Origin of the sequence: Frigoribacterium sp. RIT-PI-h (assembly GCF_001297205.1) — a bacterium.
Taxonomy (GTDB): domain Bacteria; phylum Actinomycetota; class Actinomycetes; order Actinomycetales; family Microbacteriaceae; genus Frigoribacterium.
Genome location: NZ_LHOZ01000100.1, coordinates 1 through 2,797, shown reverse-complemented (window position 1 = coordinate 2,797; position 2,797 = coordinate 1). Strand labels below are relative to the sequence as shown.

Annotated in this window: 3 protein-coding genes; 1 reads left to right on the top strand and 2 read right to left on the bottom strand. The window is 73.8% G+C overall.

The features are described from left to right. A partial coding sequence (locus tag AEQ27_RS14630; RefSeq protein ID WP_235451110.1) for an ADP/ATP-dependent (S)-NAD(P)H-hydrate dehydratase occupies positions 1-984 on the top strand: 984 nt, incomplete at its 5' end. Between the two features lie 135 nt (positions 985-1,119). Here AEQ27_RS14630 and AEQ27_RS14625 read toward each other — a convergent pair. Together AEQ27_RS14625 and AEQ27_RS14620 are read right to left on the bottom strand one after the other, a co-directional pair. Further along, the gene (locus tag AEQ27_RS14625) at positions 1,120-1,812 is read right to left on the bottom strand and encodes a YceI family protein (protein ID WP_054147336.1); all 693 of its coding nucleotides are present in this window, start codon (positions 1,810-1,812) and stop codon (positions 1,120-1,122) included. A gap of 198 nt (positions 1,813-2,010) precedes the next feature. Next, positions 2,011-2,772, bottom strand: a complete 762-nt coding sequence (locus tag AEQ27_RS14620; protein ID WP_082383626.1) for an amino acid ABC transporter ATP-binding protein — start codon at positions 2,770-2,772, stop codon at positions 2,011-2,013. Positions 2,773-2,797: the final 25 nt, after the last annotated feature.

Below are 2,797 nucleotides of genomic sequence, written 5' to 3'. Positions count from 1 at the left end.
GACCCGACGCCAGGCGTCGCCCTGCTCGATCTCGACGACCGTGGCCGTGCCGTCGACGTGGCCCTGCACGATGGGACCGCCGCGGCGGGCGCCGCCGCCGGCGGCGCGTTCGAGGTGCACGGGCGGGCCGGGGCCGACTACCGTCGGGGCGTGACCTCCGACACCCGATACACCGACTGGACCCCCGCCGACGCCGCCGACCGAATCGCCATCCCCGCGGTCGACGACGACAAGTACAGCCGCGGCGTGCTCGGCGTCGTGACCGGCTCGAGCTCGTACCCGGGCGCCGCCGTGCTCGGCGTCGAGGCCGCGCTGCACACCGGCGTCGGCATGCTGCGCTACCTCGGCCCCGCCCGCGCGTCCGACTTCGTGCTGCACCGTCGGCCCGAGGCCGTCACGAGCCCGGGTCGCGTGCAGGCGTGGTTGCTCGGCTCCGGGGTCGACCCGGACCACCTCGACGACGAGACCCGCGACGGCTTCGCGACCGGCGCCTCCTCGGGGGTGCCGCTCGTCCTCGACGCCGGGGCGCTCTCGCTGCGCGAACAGGCGACCGGTCCGGTCGTGCTGACGCCGCACTTCCGTGAGCTGGCGAAGGCCTCGGGCCGCGAGGTGGACGACGTCGCCGCCGACCCGGCCGGCGCCGCCGAACGCGCCGCGGGGGAGTGGGGCTGCACGGTGCTCGTCAAGGGGCCCCGCGCGTACGTCGCGTCGCCCGGCGGCACGCGCCTCGTCGCGGCCAGCGCTCCGACGTGGCTCGCGACCGCCGGTGCGGGTGACGCGCTCGGGGGAGTCCTCGGGGCCCTGGTCGCGACGCACGCCGACGAGATCGCCGCGGACGAGGAGGCGCTGGCCCGGTTGGCCGCGACGGCTGCGGTCGTCCACGGCCTCGCGGCGTCCCGGGCGAGCGCCGGGGGACCGTTGACCGTGCTCGGCCTGGTCGACGCCCTGCCCGCCACGATCGCGGAGCTGCTGCGTCGGGGCTGAGCCCGGCCGCGCTGAGCCAGGCCGCGCTGAGCCCGGCCGTGGCGCACGCGACCACGAACTGAGCGTCGCACCACCGGTGTCGGTGGTGCGACGCTCAGGTCGTGCTGCGGCGCTTGACGGGCGAGCGCCCGGGGGTCAGGAGGCGGGAGTCGCCGCCACGAGGAACTCGACCGTGCCCTGGTCCTCGACCTTGACGAAGCCGAGGCTCGGCGCGTCGACGCCGTAGTCCGAGAAGGTCACGGGGATCGACCCGCTCACCTGCACACCGTCGCCCGAGAGCGCCGCCTGCAGAGGCACGGTGACGGTCTTGGTGACGCCGTGCATGGTCAGCTCGCCGGTCGCCTCGACCTCGGCCACTTCACCGTCGGACGGGACGGCCGCCTCGATCGGCTGGGTCAGCGTGAAGGTGGCCGTCGGGTACTGGTTCACCTGCATGGCGGTGCCCTTGAAATAGTCGTCGCGGTTGCTGCTGTCGGTCGCGATCGAGGCGACGTCGACGTCGATGGTCGCGGCCGAGATGGTCGTGCCGTCGACGGTGATGCTTCCGGAGACCTGGTCGGTCTTGCCGACGACGGTGACGTCGGTGCCGTTCAGCACCTCGTCGACGCGGTAGCCGGCCGTGCTGCCGTCGCCGATGCTCCAGTCGCCCGTGAGCTGGCTGGGGTCGAGCGTGCTCGAGCCGGGGGTGAGCGAGGCGGTGGGCGCGGCATCGGGTTCACCGACGACCACGTCTCGGTAGAGGGCCGGCCCGGCGAAGGCCGCGGTGGCCCCCAGGACGACGACGACGGCTGCGGCGATGCCCAGCCCGATCTTGGTCTTCTTCTTCATGGTTTCTTCGTCCTTCGGAGGGGTCGGCGTGACGCGCGGCGAGTCCACGGGGCTGGGTCCGATGCTGGCGTGGTTCTTTCGCAAAGACCTGGGAGGCGCGGGTGAAGACGGTGGGCGCGCGCGACTGAGGAACGCTCCAGGGTGCGGGTGGCGAGACCGCGGCCCGGCTCGGGTCGTCACGGCTCGTCCCGGCTCGGGTCAGGCGGTGAACCGGGTGAGGAACTCGCGGGTGCGGGCCTCACGCGGCGCCGTGAAGAGCTGCGCGGGTGGGCCCTGCTCGGCGATGCGGCCCCGGTCGAGGAAGACGACCCGGTCGGCGACGTCGCGGGCGAAGGCCATCTCGTGCGTCGCCATGAGGATCGTCGTGCCGACCTCTTTGAGCGTGCGCACGAGGTCGAGCACCTCGCCCACCAGCTCGGGGTCGAGCGCACTCGTGATCTCGTCGAGCAGCAGCACGGCGGGACGCGGGGCCAGGGCGCGGGCGATGGCGACCCGCTGCTGCTGCCCGCCCGAGAGGCGATCGGGGTAGGCGCCGGCCTTGTCGCCGAGGCCCACGCGCGTGAGCACCTCGAGGGCGCGCTCGTTCGCGGCGGCCTTGGGCTGGCGCAGCACGTGGCGACTGGCGAGCGCGACGTTGTCGAGCACGGTCAGGTGCGGGAACAGGTTGAAGTGTTGGAAGACGACGCCGATCCGGGCACGGACGGCGTCGACGCGCACCCGGGGGTCGGTGATGTCGTCGTCGCCGAGCACGATGCGGCCGTCGTCGATCTGTTCGAGCAGATTGACGGTGCGCAGCAGGGTCGACTTGCCCGAGCCGCTGGCCCCGATCAGCGCCACGACCTCGTCGCGTGCGACGTCGAGGTCGATGCCGTCGAGCACGACCGTGTCGCCGAACGACTTGCGCACGCCCTCGAGGCGCAGCACCGTCTCGGGGCCGTGAGGGGCGGGGGTGACGGGCACCGCGCCTTCTGCGGTGGGCTCGGGG

Excerpts from the sequence above, each read along its gene's own strand:
- AEQ27_RS14625 (WP_054147336.1), bottom strand. The coding sequence starts at position 1,812 with ATGAAGAAGAAGACCAAGATCGGGCTGGGCATCGCCGCAGCCGTCGTC.